A 20,754-nucleotide genomic window follows, 5' to 3' on the forward strand; every position below is an offset into this window, starting at 1 on the left:
CGCCAACCTGCGCATAGCTGCCACCCTTTTCGTTTGGCGACGATTAGAGGCAGTTTCTTCACTCAACCCTGAGAACTGCACCATGGAAGAAACCTATTTAAAGCCTTACCTCTTCACCCGCCACAAACTCCCCCTCCACGCCCTCCTCATCCAGAACCAACCCTGGTTCTGCGCCCGAGACCTGAGCCGCCTGCTGCACATCTACCTAAACGAACGCATGCTGCGAAAACTCGACTCCGACCAACACCAAACCCGCAAAACCCTGATCCACAACCAAATCGAAAACACCCTGCTGATCAGCGAATCCGGCGTCTACGCCCTCCTCGTCTACCACTACTGCCCCGAATACCGAGCCTTGCGCGAATGGCTCACCCACCAAGTCATCCCCACCCTGCGCGACACCCAACACCCCACCACAAGCGAACGCCCACAACTGAGCCTACTCAACTGGCCGGACATGACATTGAGTTTGCTGCACTGGAATAACCAGCCGTGGATTCGGTTGCAGGATGTGCCGTTGATGATGGTGGAACGTGAAGAGCCGAAGCGCCCAATAACGGGGCCTTGGTGGAAAAGGGCTTCGCGGATGCTGCAATCGCTATAAGCCCGCATGCCTGAGCTGGGCCCTGCGCAAATCGTAAGTCGACTGAAGACTCATCCAGAACTCAGGCGTCGTGTTGAGATGAATGGCAAGTCTGATTGCCAAGTCGGCGCAGATCCTGAGCTGGCATTTCACAAGCTTTTCGATCTCACTTTCGGGCCATTTCGTGGGCATGGCCAAATCCATGACGGTCATGCCCATCGGCTTCATAAACTCCTTATTCAGAACCTCGCCCGGATGAATCGGGCGCATACCATTGCGGTTCATTTCTAGTCTCCAGAGGCTGCATTGAGCGGCCAAACTGGAGCATCCGACTCCGCGATACAAGACCGTCGAAACCCTTTCGCCGGCGTCCTACAACTATTAGGGCACGGCCCTACAAAAATCAGCGTCTGCGCCTGATTACGCGACTCTTCCTCCTTGTACTACGGTGGCCAACCAAGCATCTGCCACCCAAAAAACGAGGCCTCAATGAAAGACAAAAAGAGAAGGGCAAAGCTAGAACAGATTGTTGGATATCACGCTGAAGCACTTCGGTTAGCCGGAGGTATTTCAGCCAATCAGCGTCGTTTTATTGAGGTAGCGGTCAAGTGCGGTAAAGAACTCGAACCAAGTGGTAGGTTAGCCGGAAAGAAAACCGAGGGGGACTACTTCAGAGATGGACTGAGCTCCGACCAAATCTACCAACCTCTGAGCTTGAAAAGCCTACCCTGATCGCCTTCGTCGTGTAACAAAACAATAACTTCATCAGGGCTAAAGATAGGACCCGGATCTTCCGTACGCACGGGTAGATCCGAGTCGATCAACGTAATAATCGACTGCAGTCCTAAATCAGAGTAACGCCTAATCACCGCTAGCAGATTCTCTTTCTTCCGATCATCCAAAGATTCAAACACGCCGTCATGGTACACAAATAGTGGAAACTTTTCGTTCAGATGTGCCCTCACGACGGCGAGGTCGAAAGCGACACATAGGAGCTTGCGATAGGTGTGCCCTAGGTCAGCACTAGTTGCGTTGCCAGAACCATCAAGAATTTCTGCCTTGAACTCCAAATGGCCTAGTTGATTTGGAGCTACGCTTAGCAAAGCTTTGCGATCAATAACCTCCTCGACGATCTCGCTGAAATACACTCGTATCGAAGAAAATAGGCTATCCGGATCCGAGTTTTGTTTCTCGACATCGGCTTCGATTTGAACCTGAAGATGGCTGCACTCTTCCGTCAGGCCACGAATTTGGGTTCTCAGTTCCTGAAGTCTGTGCAGATGACCTCGCTGGCTTTCCAACAAGCTGATATCCGCTCGTAAGCTGACCATATCATCGGAAACCTCTTTATACTTTTTGAATACATCCGTTGCACTCAAAAAGGTGAGCATACCTGACCGTTTTTCCCCTAAAGCGTTGAGCTGCGAGTTCACATCCTTCAGTTCAAGCTCGATTTCAGCAAACTCTTCTTTAAGATAACCTCGACGCTCCTCTGTAATCGCACGATTGAAAGCAATCAACTGTTGAAAATCCTTTTTTACTTGCCCTTGAAAAAGAACACCGGCTTCTAAGAAGAGTCGCTCTGCTTCGTCTGGATTGAACAGAATCTGATCTTCCCCAAGGGAAACTTGAATTTTCTTCTTACTCTGATTCAAGGAGTAACGCTTGGCATTAAGAGCTGCAATACCTTCGTCAACGTCGTCAACTAATGACTTGGTACGATCCTTATCATGCTCTCGAAAATCGAACGAATCCAACAACTGCTGTTTTTTTTCAGCATCTTTCTGCTTAAGCAGCAATATACCCTCGATCTTGCTACTATCTTCTACCGAACCACCCAATTCTTTTTTGATAGTTTGAGCGACTTCTTGCTTTTTGCTTAACTCCTGTTCTTTCTCATAATGTTCGATAACAATCTTTGCATCGAATCCCAGCATATGAGCAAGAAATGGCTTCCAATCTGCATGCTTAGAGGCAAATTTACGAAGTTGAAATACTTCTCGAAAGTCCTCCTGAGAGCGCAGCAGGTAACCCAAAGCCTTCCGATAGGAAAATGGCTTAAGAGTTCGCCAGTCGAGCAAGCCGTCAAGTAGATCACGAGCGCGATCAAACGGTACGTTTTGATGATCCCAGTCCGCCAGCGACAAATTCGAAAAGTCTTGATGACCAGCTTCATGTTTTTTGAAACTGATCTTCGTCGCATCCTTTACGCTGCGCCGAATAGTAACGAACGATGCGTCCTCAAGTTCAACTTCGAGAAAAAACACGAAACCCTCGAACAACTCTAGGTGCTTAAACAAGAAAAACTTTGGATCCTTTCCAGCTAAAAAACCAAAATCCAGCAGACGACCTAGCGTCGTTTTGCCAAGATTGTGGGTGTCTTTGTTGCGATTCTCTGGCAGGCGAATCTCCGCCATTACCACATTTAGCCCGGATACAAAATCCACAGGTTCAAACGCACTGGGATTATCGCAATAAAGTTTAGAAAGTTTCATTTGGCCCCACATATTCGACAGCATCTGTTTTCGGACGATATTCAATCAAGCCCATCAAATAAAGAAAATTGAGTGCTGGTAAAAATAGCACGTCACCGCCGACAACAGTTTTTTTTGCATATTTTCTTAATATATCGTATTCATCCACGCGACGACTCTTCAATCGGCATAATAAAAGCATCGACACATTTATCACGGTTCGGTCAGGGTGTGAGTGTTTTGTCGGACGAAGCATCTTCCACCTCCCCGATATCGCAATTCCAATACATATAGAAAAGCACCGCACGTGTTAGTCGCTTGTGACCAAGCTGTCGCAACACAGCATCTCGACCAAACAAAAGATCCACCAAATACTCCATGACTTGGTCGAAGGTATGGTAATTCTTACGCCGCGCTATGATCTTTAGCTGAAATTCATCGGCCACCGATTCATACAATCGCAATAGATCGATATTTTCCGGTGCCGCAAGAAAAGTGCGTATTGGGGCGGTCTCCTTCAAATATTTACGCCGAAGAACCTTCGCATATTCCGCCGTCATGTTGTTAAGGACGTTTTTTTCTTCATAGGTCACACGCTGAGTTGGCGGATCGTCAAGTAACGTCGTGATGCCATCTATCTGACGAGCAAGAGCCTCCACGACAGCCGCAAGATCTTCCGAACTGACGATCAGCGGAGAATCCAACGCATCCAGATTCGCTTCCTTAGCTACTTCAGGAAAACGCTTTAAGAAAATTTCCAACTGTTCCACGCCACATAAGTAGAGCGACGCAGCGGGAACTTCGCACTCAGTTTCAATGTGATTGCGTATATCTGTTTCCGCATTACCCGTCAGGCGGCGGTTCGCGAACAGCATGTAGTGATCGAGTTGCTTGGCGCTCCGCAATTTCTGAATACGAGGAACTTCCTTACCAACCACCGTGTTGTCACTAGCTGTGCTGTAGAAATCAAGTTCCGAAAAACTACGGTTGTAGCCATTTGTGTGCTTGGCTTGGATGATAACCGTTCCCACCCAAGGTGCCGATGTGCTTGGGTGCATTTGAGAGGTACCTACAAATTTTGCATCGCGCCCCCCGTCCGGGCCCTTAGCGAACCCCTGAACTGCAATGCCCAGCAGACGCTGGCATAAGAGTACGACCAATGTCTCAAACTGATCATCGCTCATGTCCTCGTACGCAAATTTCATCCCTAAAATCTCATCGTTGGATTATGCAACTCAAGCAGCTACGGTAATACCGGCGCAACGCGCACGGTGTGCAGGCTGCACTATAATTTCGACGCGTTGATCCAGAGACACCAAAGCCTGCATCAACCGCTCTAACGAAATATTTTGAAGCTTATAGCGGTGTATTTGAGAAATTTTCGGTTGGGTCATACCCATGATAGCCGCAGCTTCCTTCTGGCTTAGCCCGCGCTGATTGATTAACTCATTGATCTTCAGCGAGAGTGCAACCTTTATTGTCAGTTCTTCTACGTCATCCAAGCCATTTGTGGTCAGATCGCTACTGGTGTCTTGCGCATTGCCATTGTGATTCATCATTTCCCTCTGAATGCTCTGCGTCGGCGAACTCCGCGTCTGACAACTATCAGTTCCACCTCTCTTGCGGCATAGCATTGAATCGTCCGGTCGTCGGTAGGGTGCACGCCTCTAGGCTCCAGTAAGCAAATGGCCGGAATATCTCTCAGATTTCCGCTCCACATTTGACTTCCGGCACAGCAATTTCTTTCCGACCAGCACTATACCTGTTCAGGTATGAGCAGCAAGTGCTTAAAACCGTACGAAATCACATCTCTGCTAGCTCGTCTTCAACCCCAAAATTCAACGAACCACAATCCGCAACATCCAGTGAAGGTTTACCTCCGCAGCAGCTCCACCAAATATATTCTTCCAACTACCCTTAAAAAACCCGCAGGAAGCGGCCCCCGATTCAGCTCAAGGAACGACCATGTCCCTCTCCATCGTCCACAGTCGCGCCCAGATTGGCGTGGATGCTCCCGCCGTTACCGTCGAAGTCCATCTGGCCAACGGCCTGCCGTCGCTGACCATGGTCGGCCTGCCCGAGGCGGCGGTGAAGGAGAGCAAGGATCGGGTGCGCAGCGCGATCATCAATTCCGGGCTGCAGTTTCCGGCGCGGCGGATCACCTTGAATCTTGCGCCGGCGGATTTGCCCAAGGATGGCGGGCGGTTTGATCTGGCGATTGCCTTGGGGATTCTGTCGGCGAGTGTGCAGGTGCCGTGTCTGACGCTGGATGATGTGGAGTGTCTCGGTGAGCTGGCGTTGTCCGGTGCTGTGCGGCCGGTGCGCGGGGTGTTGCCCGCGGCATTGGCGGCGCGCAAGGCCGGGCGGACGCTGGTGGTACCGCGCGCAAATGCCGAGGAGGCGTGCCTGGCGTCGGGGCTGAAGGTGTTTGCGGTGGATCATCTGTTGGAGGCGGTGGCGCATTTCAACGGGCATACGCCAGTGGAGCCTTATGTATCGGACGGTTTGATTCATGCCGCCAGACCCTATCCCGATCTCAACGAAGTGCAGGGGCAATTGGCAGCCAAACGTGCGCTGCTGATCGCGGCGGCGGGCGCGCACAACCTGTTGTTCAGCGGGCCACCGGGAACGGGTAAGACATTGCTGGCCAGTCGATTGCCGGGGCTGCTGCCGCCGCTGTCCGAATGCGAAGCGCTGGAAGTGGCCGCCATTCAATCCGTTGCCAGCGGCGTGCCGTTGACCCATTGGCCGCAGCGACCGTTTCGCCAACCCCATCACTCGGCATCCGGCCCCGCACTGGTCGGTGGCAGTTCAAAACCGCAACCCGGCGAGATCACCCTCGCCCACCACGGCGTGCTGTTTCTCGATGAGCTGCCGGAGTTTGATCGCAAGGTGCTGGAGGTACTGCGCGAACCGATGGAATCCGGGCATATCGTGATTGCCCGGGCCAAGGATCGCGTGCGTTTTCCGGCGCGGTTTCAGCTAGTGGCAGCGATGAATCCGTGTCCCTGTGGATATCTTGGCGAGCCGAGCGGCAAGTGCTCATGCACACCGGATATGGTGCAGCGCTATCGCAACAAACTGTCAGGGCCGCTACTGGACCGGATCGATTTGCACCTGACGGTGGCGCGGGAGGCGACGGCGTTGAACCCAGCGGTAAAGCCAGGTGAGGACAGCGCCAGCGCAGCGGCGTTGGTGGCCGAGGCGCGTGAACGACAGCAAAAGCGTCAAGGCTGTGCGAATGCCTTCCTTGATCTGCCGGGCCTGAAGAGGCACTGCAAGTTATCCACAGCCGACGAAACCTGGCTGGAGTCCGCCTGTGAGCGACTGACGTTGTCGCTGCGCTCAGCCCATCGTTTACTCAAAGTCGCCAGAACCCTGGCAGACCTTGAGCAAGTCGATGCAATCAGGCGTGAGCACTTGGCCGAAGCGCTGCAGTATCGGCCGGCGACGCCTTAATGCTCGGTCAGATCAACCAGTGGTGCCTGCCGCACTTCGGTTGCGCGCCCGGCCTGAATTTCGGTTACACGCTTCAAGGCGTTATCCACAGCATTTTTGTCGGCGAGCAGGCTGTAGCTGATCTGGAACTGTTTGTGTTCCTTCGGCGCAATGGTCGGCACCAGATTCAGCGGACGCTGATAGCGGCGATTGTAGGAGAAACTGGTGCCCGGCTCCAGTCCCGTGACATAGCCCTGCCCTTGGGTATCAGTGTTTTTCCACAGGGAAAACACCGGCAACTGCTGGGTGTTGAAGCCGACGGAAACACCGAGGCTGCCGGCCTTGTTATGCAGAACGGTCAGGGTTTCACCTTTGGCGTCAGCATAGGGCACGACGTTGTAGACGGTTTCGTCGTAGTCCTTGGTCGGTGCGCGGTAGGTCTGCCAGTCGGGCAAATCGCCCTTGGCCTTGTCGTTGAAAGGCGAGACCTGTTTCACCGGCGCAGCAAAACGGGCGCCCTGCTCAAGGAACGGCGTACTGAAGTTGCTGTGATACAGCGCCTGATATTCCTTTGGATAATCGCCGTTGTTGGTCAACTTATCGTTGAGTGCGAAACGCACGCTGCCGGGCTCGGTGACCAGTTCAGTGACGACCGTGAAGTCGACTTTCTTGAACGCCTGCTCTTTCAGTTCGCCGCGCAGACTGATGGCGTAGGGTGGTTCTTCATCGATGTGCAGCGTGACAGTGCTGGCCGGGATGTTGGCGGCGCGCCCGTGCAGGGTCAGCAGCTCACCATTGTCCATGCCGGGATGGCCGACCCATTCGTAACCGCAGCGGGTCACCAGTTCGTTGAAGCCTTCCAGCCAGCCCAGGCCACCGCGTCCGTTGAGTTCGATGAATGCCGGATTGACCACATCCTTGACCGGCGAATCCCAGCCCATGCGCACGTTGCCAACGGAGGCGTGCAGGACATTCATGCCACGGGTCGGCACCACCGAGAGTTTCATCGTGCCGTTATCGATATCCACGATGCTCACACCTTCCTGCCGCCCACCATGCAAGGTGCGCAGGCTTACCGAGAAGGGTTTGTCGGTTTTCACGCCGAGTTGCTCACTGGTGATGGTCCAGTTTTGCGCGGGCTTATTGGTATCGAGAAGGACGTAATCCCAAGCCATGGCATGGGAGGCAGCGGACAGTGCGCCGAGTGCGGCGACGAGTTTGAGCGGGGACATGGCAGCAGCCTTTATTGGAGTTGTGCCATTTTTATAGCGCTGCGGAAACGTTTCAGCAAGTGTATTAGATCGACAGATCGCATGTTCTGCCGAAGATCTTCAGTGATGCAATCGCGAGCAGGCTCGCTCCCACAGGGGATCCGGGTCTTCACAAAATCTGTGATTCGCACCGGACACTGTAGGAGCGAGCCTGCTCGCGATAGCTATTTCAGGCGCACATCAACGGAAGCGATCAACCTCGGAACGCAAGTCCGCCGCCAGTTTCTCAAGCTCCTTGGCGGTCACGGCCAGGTTGGAAACCACTTCACGCTGCTCGCTGTTGGCCAACGCAATACTTTGCAGGTTGCTGCTGAGCAACGTCGCGGTGCTGCTCTGCTCCTGCGTCGCCGTGGTGATCGCTGCAAACTGCTGCCCCGCCGAACGGCTCTGCTCGTCAATCCGCGCCAGCGCAGATGCCACGTTGGCGTTGCGCGACAGGCCTTCCTGCATCAGCACATTGCCCTGCTCCATGGTGCTGATCGCGTTGCCGGTTTCCTGCTGAATGCTCTGGATCATGCCGGAGATTTCATCGGTCGCCTGACGAGTACGCGACGCGAGGTTACGCACCTCATCCGCCACCACCGCAAAGCCGCGACCTTGCTCGCCCGCACGCGCCGCTTCGATGGCTGCGTTGAGCGCCAGCAGGTTGGTCTGCTCGGCAATCGAGGTAATTACGCTGACGATGCCACCGATTTCCTGGGAACGCTGACCGAGGGTGTTGATCACGGTGGCAGTGGTGTTCAGCGCGCCGGCGATTTGTTCCAGAGAAGACGACGCCTCTTCCATCGAGCTGCGACCAATCTGCGTCTGCTGCGCGTTTTCCTGAGCCAGTCGCTGGGTGGCGCCCATGTTGTCGGCGATGTCCAGCGAGGTGGCGCTGAATTCTTCTACCGCGCCGGCCATGCTGGTGATCTCGCCGGATTGCTGCTCCATGCCTTCGTAAGCGCCGCCGGACAAACCGGAGAGCGCCTGCGCGCGGCGGTTGACCTCTTCCGAGGAGCGGCGGATGTGCTCGACCATGGTCGACAACGCCTGGCTCATCTGGTTGAACGCGCGGGACAGTTGACCGATTTCGTCGTTGCTCGACACGTTCAGACGCACGCTCAGATCACCGGCGCCCAAGGCTTCGGCCTGACGCACCAGATCACTCAACGGCGCCAATTTGCTGCGCAGCAACCACACCACCGAACCGACCGCCAGCAGCATCGCCAGCAAACTGCCGATGGCCAGTTGCGTACCCACGCTCCAGGTCACCGCACGGATTTCGGCTTTCGGCATGCTCGCCACGACCGCCCACGGCCCACCGTCGAACGGCACCGAAACGCTGTAGAAATCTTCAGCCTTGTCGCTCCAGAACTGGCCTTTGCCCGGGGTTTTGCTCAAGCCGCCGATCACCGTAACCGCCTGATCCAATGCTTGTACGCCCGCCGGTGCCACCAGCCATTTGCTCTGCTCATCGAGCAGCGCCAACGAGCCGGTCTGGCCAATACGGAAGCGCTTGAGGTTGTCGAACTGGGCGTTCTGCGCGTCGGTGTAATCGAACCCGACAAACAGCACCGCAATCACCTTGCCGCTGCTATCACGCACCGGTGTGTATTGAGTCATGTAGGAACGATCAAACAACAGAGCGCGACCGACATAACCCTGGCCCGCCATCAATTTCGCATAGGCCGGGTGAGCGTGATCGAGCAAGGTGCCGATGGCGCGACTGCCATCCTGTTTGGTCAGGGAGGTGCTGACACGGACAAAGTCTTCGCCACTGCGCACGAACAGCGTGGCGACACCGGCAGTCATCTGCTTGAACTCGTCGACTTCCTTGAAGTTGTTGTTCAGTACTTCGCTGCCCAGGTGCAGGCCCGGTGTCTGGGTGCCTGCCACGCTCACGGGCTCACTCGGGTGAATGCTCAAACCTGCGCTGAAGCGCTTCTCGAACAGCCCGCTCAGGCGCTGGGTGCTTTCACGCAGCGTACCGTGGAAGGTGCTCAATTGGTCGGCGAGCAGACGCGCCTCACTGGCCAAGTGCTCTTCACGGGTGGCGAGGTTGGCTGTATCCAGCGAACGCAGGGCGAACACCGTACTGCCGCTGATGACAATCGCCAGTATCACGGCGAGCGCGAGACCCAGCTGTGAGGCGATCCGAGCGCGAGGTTGAGACATGGACAGCTCCTGGCCGAACTTGCCGATCCTCCTTGATCGCAGCTCGGATAATTTTCTAATGGGGGTGAATCCTGGATACCGGCACGACGGTTCCACATGCACGTATTCGGCGGCAAAACCGAATACTTGAGCGAACAGCAGGGTTATGGCACAAGGCCGGCATTGTGACGGCTCGAACGTTTCAGCTCAAGCGCGTAACGGCCGGCAGCACCATGGCGCGGACTTCGCCTTGCAGGAAGTCACTGAGGCGGCGCAAACGTTCACCTCCCGGCCGGGTTTTTGGCCACACCAGGTAATAATTCAGTCCACTGGCGACGGCGGTGGGCCACGGCAGACTCAAACGTCCCTGCGCGACATCCTCGGCGACCATCAACAGATCGCCCATCGACACGCCGTAACCGCGCGCCGCTGCAATCATCCCCAACTCCAGCGTATCGAACACCTGGCCGCCCTTGAGCGACACCTGATCAGAAAGCCCCATATGCTCCAGCCAACTGCGCCAATCACGGCGATCCGGAGTGGGATGGAGCAATTCGGCGGACGCCAGACGCGCCACGTCCCATGGCTGGTCATTCAGCAGGTTGGGCGCGCCCACCGGGATCAGCTCTTCGGGAAACAGCAGGCTGGCCTCCCAGTCCGGCGGAAAATGGCCGTCGCTGAGTAACACGGCGCAGTCAAAGGGCTCATCGTTGAAGTCCACCGAGTCCACGTCCATCCAGGCACTGGTCAATTGCACTTCGTTACCCGGCTGCAAATGACGAAAGCGACTGAGGCGCGCCAGCAGCCAGCGCATGGTCAGAGTCGACGGGGCTTTCATGCGCAGGATGTCGTCCTCTGCGCGCAAAGTGTTGCAGGCGCGCTCAAGGGCAGTGAAGCCTTCACGGATGCCCGGCAGCAGCATGCGCGCCGACTCGGTGAGTTGCAGATTGCGCCCGCTGCGGTGAAACAAGCGGCAGGCGAAATGTTCCTCTAGCGTACGAATGTGCCGGCTCACCGCGCTCTGGGTGATCGACAGCTCCTCGGCCGCGCGAGTGAACGAGCTGTGCCGCGCCGCCGCTTCAAATGCGCGCAGGGCATACAAAGGAGGAAGACGACGAGACATTCGGAAAGCTCCTATAGCGGGATGCGGCCAACTTATCAGAATCTGTTCAGGATGAGTTTTAATCATGCAACCCATCCTTTTTATCCCTTTGTGCATTCCCTGCCAAGCGTCGAGAATCGACGCTCTCCTGTTCCCTCTATTGATGAGTGGTGAAGACCATGCAGCATCCTGTGCGTACCGAACTCTGGGCCATCCTGCGGCTGTCGGGGCCGTTGATTGCTTCACAGTTGGCGCACATGTTGATGGTGCTGACCGACACCGTGATGATGGCGCGCATCAGTCCCGAAGCGCTGGCCGGCGGCGGCTTGGGCGCGGCAACTTACTCGTTCGTGTCGATTTTCTGCATCGGCGTGATTGCCGCGGTCGGCACCCTGGTGGCGATCCGTAAGGGCGCCGGCGACATCATTGGCGCCGCCCGCCTGACCCAAGCGGGATTGTGGCTGGCATGGCTGATGGCGCTGGGCGCAGGCTTGCTGTTGTGGAACCTGAAACCGGTGTTGCTGCTGTTCGGCCAGACCGAAACCAACGTCATCGCTGCCGGGCAATTTCTGATCGCCCTGCCCTTCGCCCTGCCCGGCTATCTGAGCTTCATGGCACTGCGCGGTTTCACCAGTGCGATTGGCCGGGCGACGCCAGTGATGGTGATCAGCCTTGCTGGCACGGTGGCCAACTTCCTGCTCAATTACGCGCTGATTACCGGCATGTTCGGCCTGCCGAAACTGGGTTTGATGGGCATCGGGCTGGTGACGGCGATCGTCGCCAACTGCATGGCGCTCGCGTTGGCCTGGCACATTCGCCGGCATCGCGCATATGACGCGTATCCGTTGCGCGCCGGCCTGTCGCGGCCGAACCGGCAATACCTCAAGGAACTCTGGCGGCTCGGTCTGCCGATTGGTGGCACTTACGCGGTGGAAGTCGGGTTGTTCGCCTTCGCGGCGTTGTGCATGGGCACCATGGGCAGCACGCAAATGGGCGCGCACCAGATTGCCCTGCAGATCGTTTCGGTGGCATTCATGGTGCCGGCGGGGATGTCGTACGCGATCACCATGCGTGTCGGCCAACATTACGGCGCCGGTCAGTTGCTGGATGCGCGCATGTCCGGTCGGGTCGGCATCGCGTTCGGCGCGGTGATGATGGTGGGTTTTGCGATGGTGTTCTGGCTGCTGCCGAATCAATTGGTCGGGTTGTTTCTCGATCACAACGATCCGGCGTTTGCCGAAGTGATCCGCCTCGCGGTCAGTCTGTTGGCAGTGGCGGCGTGGTTCGAGTTGTTCGACGGTACACAGACGATTGCCATGGGCTGCATCCGTGGGCTCAAGGATGCCAAAACCACGTTTCTGGTCGGGCTCGCTTGCTATTGGCTGATCGGTGCGCCGGCGGCCTGGTGGATGGCGTTCCACCTGAACTGGGGACCGACGGGGGTCTGGTGGGGCTTGGTGTTGGGGCTGGCGTTTGCCGCGGTGAGCCTGACGCTGGCGTTTGAATGGAAGATGAAGCGGATGATTCGGCGTGAGCCTGCGTCATCCAATCAATACACAGTCGCCCAGACCGACTGAGATCCCTTGTAGGAGAGAGCCTTTGTGGCGAGGGGATTTATCCCCGATGGGTGGCGAAGCCGCCCCAAAACCGGTAGCTGGGGTCTATCAGATGTATCCAGTGCTATGGTCTTGCGACTGCTTCGCAGCCGATCGGGGATAAATCCCCTCGCCACAATGTTGTTCCTAATTGAGTTATGGAGTTAGCTCACGATTTCGAGGGCTGGATGCTGACTCGAACCAAACGTCAGGTACTCCACCAACTCCGCCAACGGCAGCGGCTTGCTGATCAGGTACCCTTGAACCTGATCGCAACCAAAGCCACGCAGCAGATCCAGTTGCTCCGGGGTTTCCACCCCTTCGGCGACCACTTCCAGATGCAGGTTGTGCGCGAGGTTGATCATCGCGTGCACCAGTTTGCGGTTCTCTTCGCGCTGCTCCATGCCGCCCACGAAACTCTTGTCGATCTTCAGCAAAGTGATCGGCAAGCTATTCAAGTGCACGAACGACGAAAACCCGGTGCCGAAGTCATCCAGCGAAAAACGCACGCCGAGGCGGCCGAGGGCGTCCATGGTCTGTTTGACCAGATCACTGCGGCGCATGACAGCGGTTTCGGTCAGTTCGAATTCCAGCCACTGCGCCTCGACGCCACGCTCGGCAATCAACCGGCTGAGCGTCGGCAGCAACTGGCTGTCCTGAAACTGGCGGAACGACAGGTTGATCGCCATGTGCAACGCCGGCAGCCCGCGCTCACGCAAAGCCTGCATATCGCGCAGGGCCCGGGAAATCACCCAGTAACCCAGCGGCACGATCAAACCGCTCTGCTCGGCCAGCGGCACGAATTCGCTCGGCGGCAGCAGGCCGCGTTCGCCGTGACGCCAGCGCACCAGGGCTTCGAGGCCGACGATCTGGCCGTCCTCAAGATTCAGACGTGGCTGGTAATGCAGCTCCAGCTCATCGCGACGCAAGGCCCGGCGCAGCTCGCTTTCGAGGTCGGCCATGCTCCGCGCGTTGCGGTTGATGCGTTCGTTGAAGATATGAAACGTGCAGCCCTGGGTGCTTTTCGCCTGCTGCATGGCGATGTGCGCGTGCCACATCAGTGGGTCGGCGCCACCCTGTGCGCGGGCATGGGCGATGCCGAGACTGGAGCCGATCAGCAGGCTTTCGCCATCGACCCAGTAAGGTTCGGCCAGGGCTTCGGTAATGCGTTCGGCCATCCATTCGGCGCGTTGCGGTGCGCGGCGGGTGTCGATCAGCAGGGCGAATTCATCGCTGCCCAGCCGCGCCAGTTGATCGCCGGCCTCGAGCTGACTCTTCAGCCGTGCGACGACTTGCAGAATCAAGCGGTCGCCGGCCTGATGACCGAGGGCGTCGTTGGCGTGGCGGAAGTTATCGAGATCAAGATGCCCTAGCGCAAGGCCCCGGCCGTCGTTTTCCGCGAGGCGCGCCGCCAGCAAGGTCTGAAAACCCTGGCGGTTGGCGATGCCGGTCAGCGGGTCTTGTTCGGCGAGGCGTTGCAGGGTGTTTTCCAGCACGCCGCGCTCGCGCACATGGCGCAGGCAACGGCGGAGCATGTCGGCGTCGAGGGCGTCGAACACCAGCCAGTCGCTGACGCCAACGGGCGCGGTGGCCGGCTCGTGATCCAGCAGCAGCACCGTCGGCAAACTGCAACGGCCCGGCGCGGGTTGCAATGCGGGAAGGGTCAACAGCACCGCGTGGCGGTTGTCTTCGAACAAACTGCTGACCGACTCCCAGTTCGGCGCGCTGATCAGCACTGCCGCGCTCCCCATCGGAGCCAGACACTCGCGCAATAACGCTGTCCACGCTGGCTCTTCGGCCAGTAGCAGCAAACGCAAGGGTTCGACAGGCGTAGACAAGCTAGCTCCCTAGACTCTGCAATGATGTGGGCGGGGCATTATGCCGTTGCGCTGTTCAATGACCAAATGACAACGGTTATCAAAACGTTATTTTGTGTCACGAATGAGAACATTAGCCGCAAAATCTCCACGCATCCTGCGTGAAAGTAACAAAACCGGCAAATTTGAATCGCGTGGTGCGTCACAAGTCGGACAGAGCAGCACAAATCGCTGAGCCTGTTAAAATGCCGGCCCATTTCGTCAACGACTCCCGAATTTTCGTATGTCCCGACTCAATCCCCGGCAGCAAGAAGCCGTGAACTACGTCGGCGGCCCTCTATTGGTGCTCGCCGGTGCTGGCTCCGGCAAGACCAGCGTGATCACGCGCAAAATCGCGCACCTGATCCAGAACTGCGGCATCCGCGCCCAGTACATCGTCGCCATGACCTTTACCAACAAGGCCGCGCGCGAGATGAAGGAACGGGTCGGCACCCTGCTGCGTGCCGGCGAAGGACGCGGCCTGACGGTCTGCACCTTCCACAACCTGGGCCTGAACATCATCCGCAAGGAACACGTGCGCCTGGGCTACAAACCCGGTTTCTCGATCTTTGACGAGACGGATGTCAAGGCGCTGATGACCGACATCATGCAGAAGGAATACGCGGGCGACGACGGCGTCGACGAGATCAAGAACATGATCGGCGCCTGGAAAAACGACCTGATCCTGCCGCCTCAGGCGCTGGAGAACGCGCGTAACCCGAAGGAGCAGACCGCCGCCATCGTCTACACCCACTATCAGCGCACGCTCAAGGCGTTCAACGCGGTGGACTTCGACGACCTGATCCTGCTGCCGGTAAAACTCTTCGAAGAGCACGCCGACATTCTCGAAAAGTGGCAGAACAAGGTTCGCTATCTGCTCGTCGACGAATACCAGGACACCAACGCCAGCCAATACCTGCTGGTGAAAATGCTCATCGGCAAGCGCAATCAATTCACCGTGGTGGGCGACGACGACCAGTCGATCTACGCCTGGCGCGGCGCACGGCCGGAAAACCTGATGCTGCTCAAGGACGACTATCCGTCCCTGAAAGTGGTGATGCTGGAGCAAAACTACCGCTCCACCAGCCGCATCCTGCGTTGCGCAAACGTGCTGATCTCGAACAATCCGCACGAATTCGAAAAGCAGCTGTGGAGTGAGATGGGCCACGGCGACGAGATCCGCGTGATCCGCTGCCGCAACGAGGACGCCGAAGCCGAGCGCGTGGCCATGGAAATCCTCAGCCTGCACTTGCGCACCGACCGGCCGTACAGCGATTTTGCGATCCTCTATCGCGGTAACTACCAGGCCAAACTGATCGAGCTGAAGTTGCAGCATCACCAGGTGCCGTATCGCCTGAGCGGCGGCAACAGCTTCTTCGGCCGCCAGGAAGTGAAGGACCTGATGGCCTACTTCCGCCTGATCGTGAACCCGGACGACGACAACGCCTTTCTGCGGGTGATCAATGTGCCGCGCCGCGAGATCGGCTCGACCACCCTGGAAAAACTCGGCAACTACGCCACCGAACGCAAGATCTCGATGTACGCCGCCACCGATGAAATCGGTCTGGGCGAACATCTGGACAGCCGTTTCACCGATCGCCTGTCGCGCTTCAAGCGCTTCATGGACAAGGTCCGCGAGCAGTGCGCCGGCGAAGACCCGATCTCGGCGCTGCGCAGCATGGTCATGGACATCGACTACGAGAACTGGCTGCGCACCAACAGCTCCAGCGACAAGGCTGCCGATTACCGGATGAGCAACGTCTGGTTCCTGATCGAGGCGTTGAAAAACACCCTCGAAAAGGACGAAGAAGGCGAAATGACCGTCGAGGATGCCATCGGCAAACTGGTCCTGCGCGACATGCTGGAACGTCAGCAGGAAGAAGAGGACGGCGCCGAAGGCGTGCAGATGATGACGCTGCATGCGTCCAAGGGGCTGGAATTCCCTTACGTGTTCATCATGGGCATGGAAGAGGAAATCCTCCCGCACCGCTCCAGCATCGAAGCCGACACCATCGAAGAGGAGCGCCGCCTGGCCTACGTGGGCATTACCCGCGCGCGTCAGACCCTGGCCTTCACCTTCGCCGCCAAGCGCAAGCAGTACGGCGAGATCATCGATTGCGCGCCGAGCCGCTTCCTCGATGAGCTGCCGCCGGACGATCTGGCGTGGGAAGGCAACGACGACACACCGACCGAAGTCAAAGCCGTGCGCGGCAACAACGCATTGGCCGATATACGCGCGATGTTAAAGCGCTAGAATTGACCACTTTTTACTAGACCTTCGGCGCACAAAGCGCCAAATGAGGACAGCTTCATGGAAGCATTGCACCAGAAAATCCGCGAACAAGGCATCGTGCTTTCCGACCAGGTCCTGAAGGTCGACGCCTTCCTGAACCACCAGATCGACCCGGCCCTGATGAAGCTGATCGGCGACGAATTCGCCTCGCTGTTCAAGGATTCGGGCATCACCAAGATCGTCACCATCGAAGCCTCGGGCATTGCCCCGGCGATCATGACCGGTCTGAACCTCGGCGTGCCGGTGATCTTCGCCCGCAAGCAACAGTCCCTGACCCTGACCGAAAACCTGCTGTCGGCGACCGTTTATTCGTTCACCAAAAAGACCGAAAGCACCGTGGCCATCTCCCCGCGTCACCTGACCAGCAGCGACCGTGTGCTGATCATCGACGACTTTTTGGCCAACGGTAAGGCGTCCCAGGCGCTGATCTCGATCATCAAGCAGGCTGGCGCCACCGTCGCCGGCCTGGGCATCGTCATCGAGAAATCGTTCCAGGGCGGCCGCGCCGAGCTGGACTCGCAGGGCTATCGTGTTGAGTCGCTGGCGCGTGTCAAATCGCTGAAGGATGGCGTTGTAACCTTCATCGAATAAACCCCGCATTACCCCTGTAGGAGTGAGCCTGCTCGCGATCGCTTAGTGTCAATCAACCATTTCGGTGACTGATACACCGCTATCGCGAGCAGGCTCACTCCTACAGTTGTTTTGGGGTGGGCAGTTATTGCGCGGTGGCCTTCAGGCCGGTAAGCAGCAGGCGTTGGGACAAGTCTTCCTTCAGGCCCTCTGGACTCGTCAGCTGCATCCGCTCCAGATGCTCCGGATACAACGAAGCTTCCGGCGCATCCAGCGCTGCCTTGCCCAACTCCAGAATCTCGGTCAGCTTGAACTTGCTCTTGAGCCAGTTCAGCGCTCGCAACACATCCCGCTCGATCACCGTGAAATCACAGCCCAGCGGATATTCCGGAAACAGGTTCGGATGCCGCGCGGCAATCGCCTGCAAGCGTTGCGGCGTGTTCTCGGCAAAACGCGGATCGATGCGGAAATCCTTCGGCAGTTTGCCAACCTTCTGCGCCTGCTCGATCAGCCCCGGCTGGAAGCGTGAGTCGCTGATATTCAACAATGCCTCGATCACCGCCGCGTCGGTTTTGCCGCGCAGATCGGCAATGCCGTACTCGGTGACAACGATGTCGCGCAGGTGCCTAGGGATCGTGCAATGGCCGTATTCCCAGACGATGTTCGAACTGACGTCACCGCCGGATTCGCGCCAACTGCGCAGGATCAGAACCGAGCGCGCATCGTGCAGCGCATGGCCCTGGGCAACAAAGTTGTACTGCCCGCCGACGCCGCTGAGCACCCGCCCGTCTTCCAGTTGGTCCGCCACGCCTGCGCCAAGCAACGTCATGGTGAACACGGTGTTGATGAAACGTGCATCAAGGCGCTGCAAGCGCTTCAACTCATCCTGACCGTACAGCTCGTTGATGTAGCTGATGCGGGTCATGTTGAATTCGAGGCGTTTGTCTTGCGGCAGCTCACGCAGGCGCTCGTAAAAACTGCGCGGGCCGAGGAAGAATCCGCCGTGCACCGAGATGCCGTCAGTCTGCGCGGCCTCGTCGAGGGTGCCGGCGTTGGCCTGCTCCTGAGTCGGCACGTCGGGGTAAACCTTGCGCCGGATAATCCCTGCATCCGCCAGCACCAGAAGGCCGTTGACGAACATTTCGCTGCAACCGTAAAGCCCTTTGGCGAACGGCGCGGTGCCGCCCTCGCGCTCGATCAGTTGCGCCCACTGGCTGAGGTTCACGTCGGCGAGTAACGCTTGATACCCGGCATTATCGGCTTGGCGCGCCAGCAATGCGGCGGTCAGCGCATCGCCCATCGAGCCGATGCCGATCTGCAACGTACCGCCATCGCGCACCAGGGTGCTGGCGTGCAGACCGATGAAATGGTCTTGAAAACCGACCGGCATATTCGGCGTGGAAAACAGCGTGCTGCTGTCCTTTTCGTCGATCAGCAGGTCGAAGGTGTCGATATCAACCTCGGCATCGCCGGGCATGTACGGCAGATCGGTGTGCACCTGGCCGACCAGCAGAATGGTCTCCCCGGCGTCACGGCGCTTGGCGATCATCGGCAACAGGTCGAGGGTGATGTCCGGGTTGCAGCTCAGGCTCAGACGGTCGGGATGTTCGCTGCTGCTGGCGAGCAGTTGCGCCACGAGATTCAGACCGGCGGCGTTGATATCGCGGGCGGCGTGGCTGTAATTGCTGCTGACGTAATCCTGCTGGGCCGGCGCGCTGTGAAGCAGGCTGCCGGGCTGCATGAAGAACTGCTGGATGCGGATGTTGGCGGGCAGGGTGTCGCGTTGCAGGTCGGCGAGGAAATCGAACTCCGGGTAATCGCCAAAAACGCGCTCGACGAAAGGCTCGATAAAGCGTTTCTGCAAACCGTCGCCAAGATTCGGCCGGCCGAGGCACAGAGCGGTGTACATCGTCAGTTGCCGCTCAGGCAGCTCTTTGACGCGCCGGTACAGCGCGTTGACGAAGTGGTTGGGTTTGCCCAACCCCAGCGGCAAGCCCATGTGGATATGCGCCGGCAACCGCGCGAGCACGTCGTCCACTGCCTGTTCGATCGAACACAACTGCACCATCTGAAGCCTCCCGCCCGTTCCGTGAATAGAGGTAGACCGAGATTGCCTCGACTTTGCTGCAAAGGACAGCCCAAGCCGTGAATCGCAGGCACAAAAAAACCGTCCGAAGACGGTTTTTTTCGTCAGAAGCGCGCCTTACTTCAGGCCGGACATCTTCTCGATTGCGCCCTTCAGATCGGCGTCGGTGCAATCGGCACAGGTGCCTTTTGGCGGCATGGCGTTGATGCCGGTGATGGCCTTGGCCAGGATGCCGTCGAGGCCGCCCTGGTGATCGGCACGTTCTTTCCAGGCGGCGGTGTCACCGATTTTCGGCGCGCCCAACAGACCGGTGCCATGGCAAGCGTTGCAATGTTTGGCAATCACTTCGTCCGGGGTTTTCGCACCGCCGCCACCGCCGGCGGTCGCTACCACTTCCATCCCTTTGCATTCCTGACCCTGAACGCACACCTGGCCGACAGGCTCAAGGCGTTTGGCAATGTCGTCATTCGTCGCAGCTTGAGCGCTGACAGCCCAGAGGGCCAGTACGGTTGCTGGTGCGGCCAGCATTTTCATAATTAGGTTCACGCGTTCACCCTCAATGGTGGCTATTCACGCCTGCGGCCACGGTTCGCAGGCGGGCGCAAGTATAGCGGGTAGCCCGCCACTCTGAAACAACCCCATAGACAAAGGGGTTATACCGCGCTGTGGAAAAACGGTTCGGATGCCTTCGCCGTTATGGCTTGGCGTCTCTTTGTTTAAAAATTTGCCGGTGTTGCTGCGCTGATTAGCCGCGCCGGTGTATCGAACGGATTACGGAAGCGATGCGGCTTGGTACTTTCAAAATAGTAGCTGTCGCCAGCTTCGAGAATAAAAGTTTCCACACCCACCACCAGTTCCAGACGACCTTCCACCAGAATCCCGGTTTCCTCGCCCTCATGGGTAAGCATTTCTTCGCCAGTATCGGCGCCCGGCGGGTAGATTTCGTTGAGGAACGCGATGGCCCGGCTCGGGTGCGCGCGGCCGACCAGTTTCATGGTCACGGCGCCGTCGGAAATGTCGATCAGCTCGTTGGCCTTGTAGACGATCTGGGTCGGTTTTTCCTGCAGGATTTCTTCGGAAAAGAACTCGACCATGGACATGGGAATCCCGCCAAGCACCTTCCTCAGCGAACTGATCGAAGGGCTGACGCTATTCTTTTCGATCATCGAAATGGTGCTGTTGGTGACGCCCGCGCGCTTGGCGAGTTCACGCTGGGAAAGCCCTTTGAGCTTGCGGATCGATTGCAGTCGTTCACCGACGTCCAAGGCTGGAGCCTCCTGATATTGTAGAAATATTGAGCGTTATCATGGCGACAGCGTTCAGTATTTACAACACATGGGCTCCGTAGCG

The 20,754-nt window shown here is 57.6% G+C and carries 17 protein-coding genes; 5 read left to right on the plus strand and 12 right to left on the minus strand.

The window, feature by feature from the left end:
• The first annotated feature begins 82 nt into the window (after nt 1–82).
• Nucleotides 83–604, plus strand: a complete 522-nt coding sequence (locus ACA069_RS27735; RefSeq protein WP_497615595.1) for a BRO-N domain-containing protein — start codon at nt 83–85, stop codon at nt 602–604.
• Here the strand turns inward: ACA069_RS27735 and ACA069_RS27740 are convergent.
• The 5 genes from ACA069_RS27740 to ACA069_RS27760 form a co-directional block, all read right to left on the minus strand.
• Entirely contained in the window at nt 599–868 is a 270-nt protein-coding gene (locus ACA069_RS27740) for a HigA family addiction module antitoxin (protein ID WP_401264569.1), read from the minus strand. The genes ACA069_RS27735 and ACA069_RS27740 overlap by 6 nt on opposite strands.
• A 413-nt stretch (nt 869–1,281) precedes the next feature.
• Nucleotides 1,282–3,078, minus strand: a complete 1,797-nt coding sequence (locus ACA069_RS27745) for a DUF2326 domain-containing protein (protein WP_497615596.1) — start codon at nt 3,076–3,078, stop codon at nt 1,282–1,284.
• On the minus strand, nt 3,065–3,226 hold the full coding sequence (locus tag ACA069_RS27750) for an ABC-three component system middle component 8 (protein ID WP_497615597.1): 162 nt from the start codon (nt 3,224–3,226) through the stop codon (nt 3,065–3,067). Before ACA069_RS27750 ends, ACA069_RS27745 begins: the two co-directional genes overlap by 14 nt.
• 55 nt (nt 3,227–3,281) lie before the next feature.
• Entirely contained in the window at nt 3,282–4,262 is a 981-nt protein-coding gene (locus ACA069_RS27755) for an ABC-three component system protein (RefSeq protein WP_497615598.1), read from the minus strand.
• A gap of 30 nt (nt 4,263–4,292) precedes the next feature.
• Complete coding sequence (locus tag ACA069_RS27760) at nt 4,293–4,613, minus strand: helix-turn-helix domain-containing protein (RefSeq protein WP_497615599.1); 321 nt, start codon at nt 4,611–4,613, stop codon at nt 4,293–4,295.
• A 409-nt stretch (nt 4,614–5,022) separates the two neighbouring features.
• On the opposite strand from ACA069_RS27760, the gene ACA069_RS27765 reads away from it, so the two are divergent.
• Nucleotides 5,023–6,516 (plus strand): YifB family Mg chelatase-like AAA ATPase, encoded by a 1,494-nt coding sequence (locus tag ACA069_RS27765; protein WP_497615600.1) that lies wholly within the window; start codon nt 5,023–5,025, stop codon nt 6,514–6,516.
• Here the strand turns inward: ACA069_RS27765 and ACA069_RS27770 are convergent.
• The 3 genes from ACA069_RS27770 to ACA069_RS27780 all read right to left on the minus strand — a co-directional run bounded on the left by ACA069_RS27770 (nt 6,513) and on the right by ACA069_RS27780 (nt 11,025).
• Nucleotides 6,513–7,727, minus strand: coding sequence for an aldose 1-epimerase family protein (locus tag ACA069_RS27770; RefSeq protein WP_497615601.1), 1,215 nt, complete (start codon nt 7,725–7,727; stop codon nt 6,513–6,515). The two genes, ACA069_RS27765 and ACA069_RS27770, sit on opposite strands and share 4 nt — an antisense overlap.
• Before the next feature lie 219 nt (nt 7,728–7,946).
• Nucleotides 7,947–9,923 carry a methyl-accepting chemotaxis protein gene (locus ACA069_RS27775; RefSeq protein ID WP_497615602.1) on the minus strand — a complete coding sequence of 659 codons (1,977 nt, stop codon included), beginning with the start codon at nt 9,921–9,923 and terminating at the stop codon, nt 7,947–7,949.
• 181 nt (nt 9,924–10,104) lie between these two features.
• Nucleotides 10,105–11,025, minus strand: coding sequence for a LysR substrate-binding domain-containing protein (locus tag ACA069_RS27780; protein WP_497615603.1), 921 nt, complete (start codon nt 11,023–11,025; stop codon nt 10,105–10,107).
• Between the two features lie 158 nt (nt 11,026–11,183).
• Between ACA069_RS27780 and ACA069_RS27785 the strand changes: the two genes are divergently transcribed.
• Nucleotides 11,184–12,581, plus strand: a complete 1,398-nt coding sequence (locus ACA069_RS27785; RefSeq protein WP_497615604.1) for a NorM family multidrug efflux MATE transporter — start codon at nt 11,184–11,186, stop codon at nt 12,579–12,581.
• Between the two features lie 182 nt (nt 12,582–12,763).
• Here the strand turns inward: ACA069_RS27785 and ACA069_RS27790 are convergent, their stop codons facing one another.
• On the minus strand, nt 12,764–14,437 hold the full coding sequence (locus ACA069_RS27790) for a putative bifunctional diguanylate cyclase/phosphodiesterase (protein WP_497615605.1): 1,674 nt from the start codon (nt 14,435–14,437) through the stop codon (nt 12,764–12,766).
• Nucleotides 14,438–14,699: 262 nt separating this feature from the next.
• Between ACA069_RS27790 and rep the strand changes: the two genes are divergently transcribed.
• Together rep and ACA069_RS27800 are read left to right on the plus strand one after the other, a co-directional pair.
• Nucleotides 14,700–16,709, plus strand: coding sequence for a DNA helicase Rep (gene rep / locus ACA069_RS27795; protein WP_038359196.1), 2,010 nt, complete (start codon nt 14,700–14,702; stop codon nt 16,707–16,709).
• 57 nt (nt 16,710–16,766) lie between these two features.
• Nucleotides 16,767–17,339 (plus strand): xanthine phosphoribosyltransferase, encoded by a 573-nt coding sequence (locus ACA069_RS27800; protein WP_007920398.1) that lies wholly within the window; start codon nt 16,767–16,769, stop codon nt 17,337–17,339.
• A 124-nt stretch (nt 17,340–17,463) separates the two neighbouring features.
• On the opposite strand, the gene ACA069_RS27805 is transcribed toward ACA069_RS27800, so the two are convergent.
• The 3 genes from ACA069_RS27805 to ACA069_RS27815 form a co-directional block, all read right to left on the minus strand.
• Nucleotides 17,464–19,386, minus strand: coding sequence for an acetyl-CoA hydrolase/transferase C-terminal domain-containing protein (locus tag ACA069_RS27805; protein WP_497615606.1), 1,923 nt, complete (start codon nt 19,384–19,386; stop codon nt 17,464–17,466).
• A 135-nt stretch (nt 19,387–19,521) separates the two neighbouring features.
• A complete protein-coding gene (locus ACA069_RS27810; RefSeq protein WP_187680380.1) occupies nt 19,522–19,938 on the minus strand; it encodes a c-type cytochrome in 417 nt (138 codons plus the stop codon).
• 182 nt (nt 19,939–20,120) lie between these two features.
• Complete coding sequence (locus tag ACA069_RS27815; protein ID WP_187680362.1) at nt 20,121–20,669, minus strand: cupin domain-containing protein; 549 nt, start codon at nt 20,667–20,669, stop codon at nt 20,121–20,123.
• Nucleotides 20,670–20,754: the final 85 nt, after the last annotated feature.

Source organism: Pseudomonas sp. LBUM1652 (genome assembly GCF_059716105.1).

Bases quoted from the DNA above. Each gene is read 5' to 3' on its own strand.
- ACA069_RS27785 (WP_497615604.1), top strand. From the start codon at position 11,184: ATGCAGCATCCTGTGCGTACCGAACTCTGGGCCATCCTGCGGCTGTCG.
- ACA069_RS27735 (WP_497615595.1), top strand. From the start codon at position 83: ATGGAAGAAACCTATTTAAAGCCTTACCTCTTCACCCGCCACAAACTC.
- ACA069_RS27740 (WP_401264569.1), bottom strand. From the start codon at position 868: ATGAACCGCAATGGTATGCGCCCGATTCATCCGGGCGAGGTTCTGAAT.
- ACA069_RS27805 (WP_497615606.1), bottom strand. From the start codon at position 19,386: ATGGTGCAGTTGTGTTCGATCGAACAGGCAGTGGACGACGTGCTCGCG.
- ACA069_RS27775 (WP_497615602.1), bottom strand. From the start codon at position 9,923: ATGTCTCAACCTCGCGCTCGGATCGCCTCACAGCTGGGTCTCGCGCTC.
- ACA069_RS27745 (WP_497615596.1), bottom strand. From the start codon at position 3,078: ATGAAACTTTCTAAACTTTATTGCGATAATCCCAGTGCGTTTGAACCT.
- ACA069_RS27755 (WP_497615598.1), bottom strand. From the start codon at position 4,262: ATGAAATTTGCGTACGAGGACATGAGCGATGATCAGTTTGAGACATTG.
- ACA069_RS27780 (WP_497615603.1), bottom strand. From the start codon at position 11,025: ATGTCTCGTCGTCTTCCTCCTTTGTATGCCCTGCGCGCATTTGAAGCG.
- rep (WP_038359196.1), top strand. From the start codon at position 14,700: ATGTCCCGACTCAATCCCCGGCAGCAAGAAGCCGTGAACTACGTCGGC.
- ACA069_RS27770 (WP_497615601.1), bottom strand. From the start codon at position 7,727: ATGTCCCCGCTCAAACTCGTCGCCGCACTCGGCGCACTGTCCGCTGCC.
- ACA069_RS27765 (WP_497615600.1), top strand. From the start codon at position 5,023: ATGTCCCTCTCCATCGTCCACAGTCGCGCCCAGATTGGCGTGGATGCT.
- ACA069_RS27800 (WP_007920398.1), top strand. From the start codon at position 16,767: ATGGAAGCATTGCACCAGAAAATCCGCGAACAAGGCATCGTGCTTTCC.
- ACA069_RS27810 (WP_187680380.1), bottom strand. From the start codon at position 19,938: ATGAAAATGCTGGCCGCACCAGCAACCGTACTGGCCCTCTGGGCTGTC.
- ACA069_RS27760 (WP_497615599.1), bottom strand. From the start codon at position 4,613: ATGAATCACAATGGCAATGCGCAAGACACCAGTAGCGATCTGACCACA.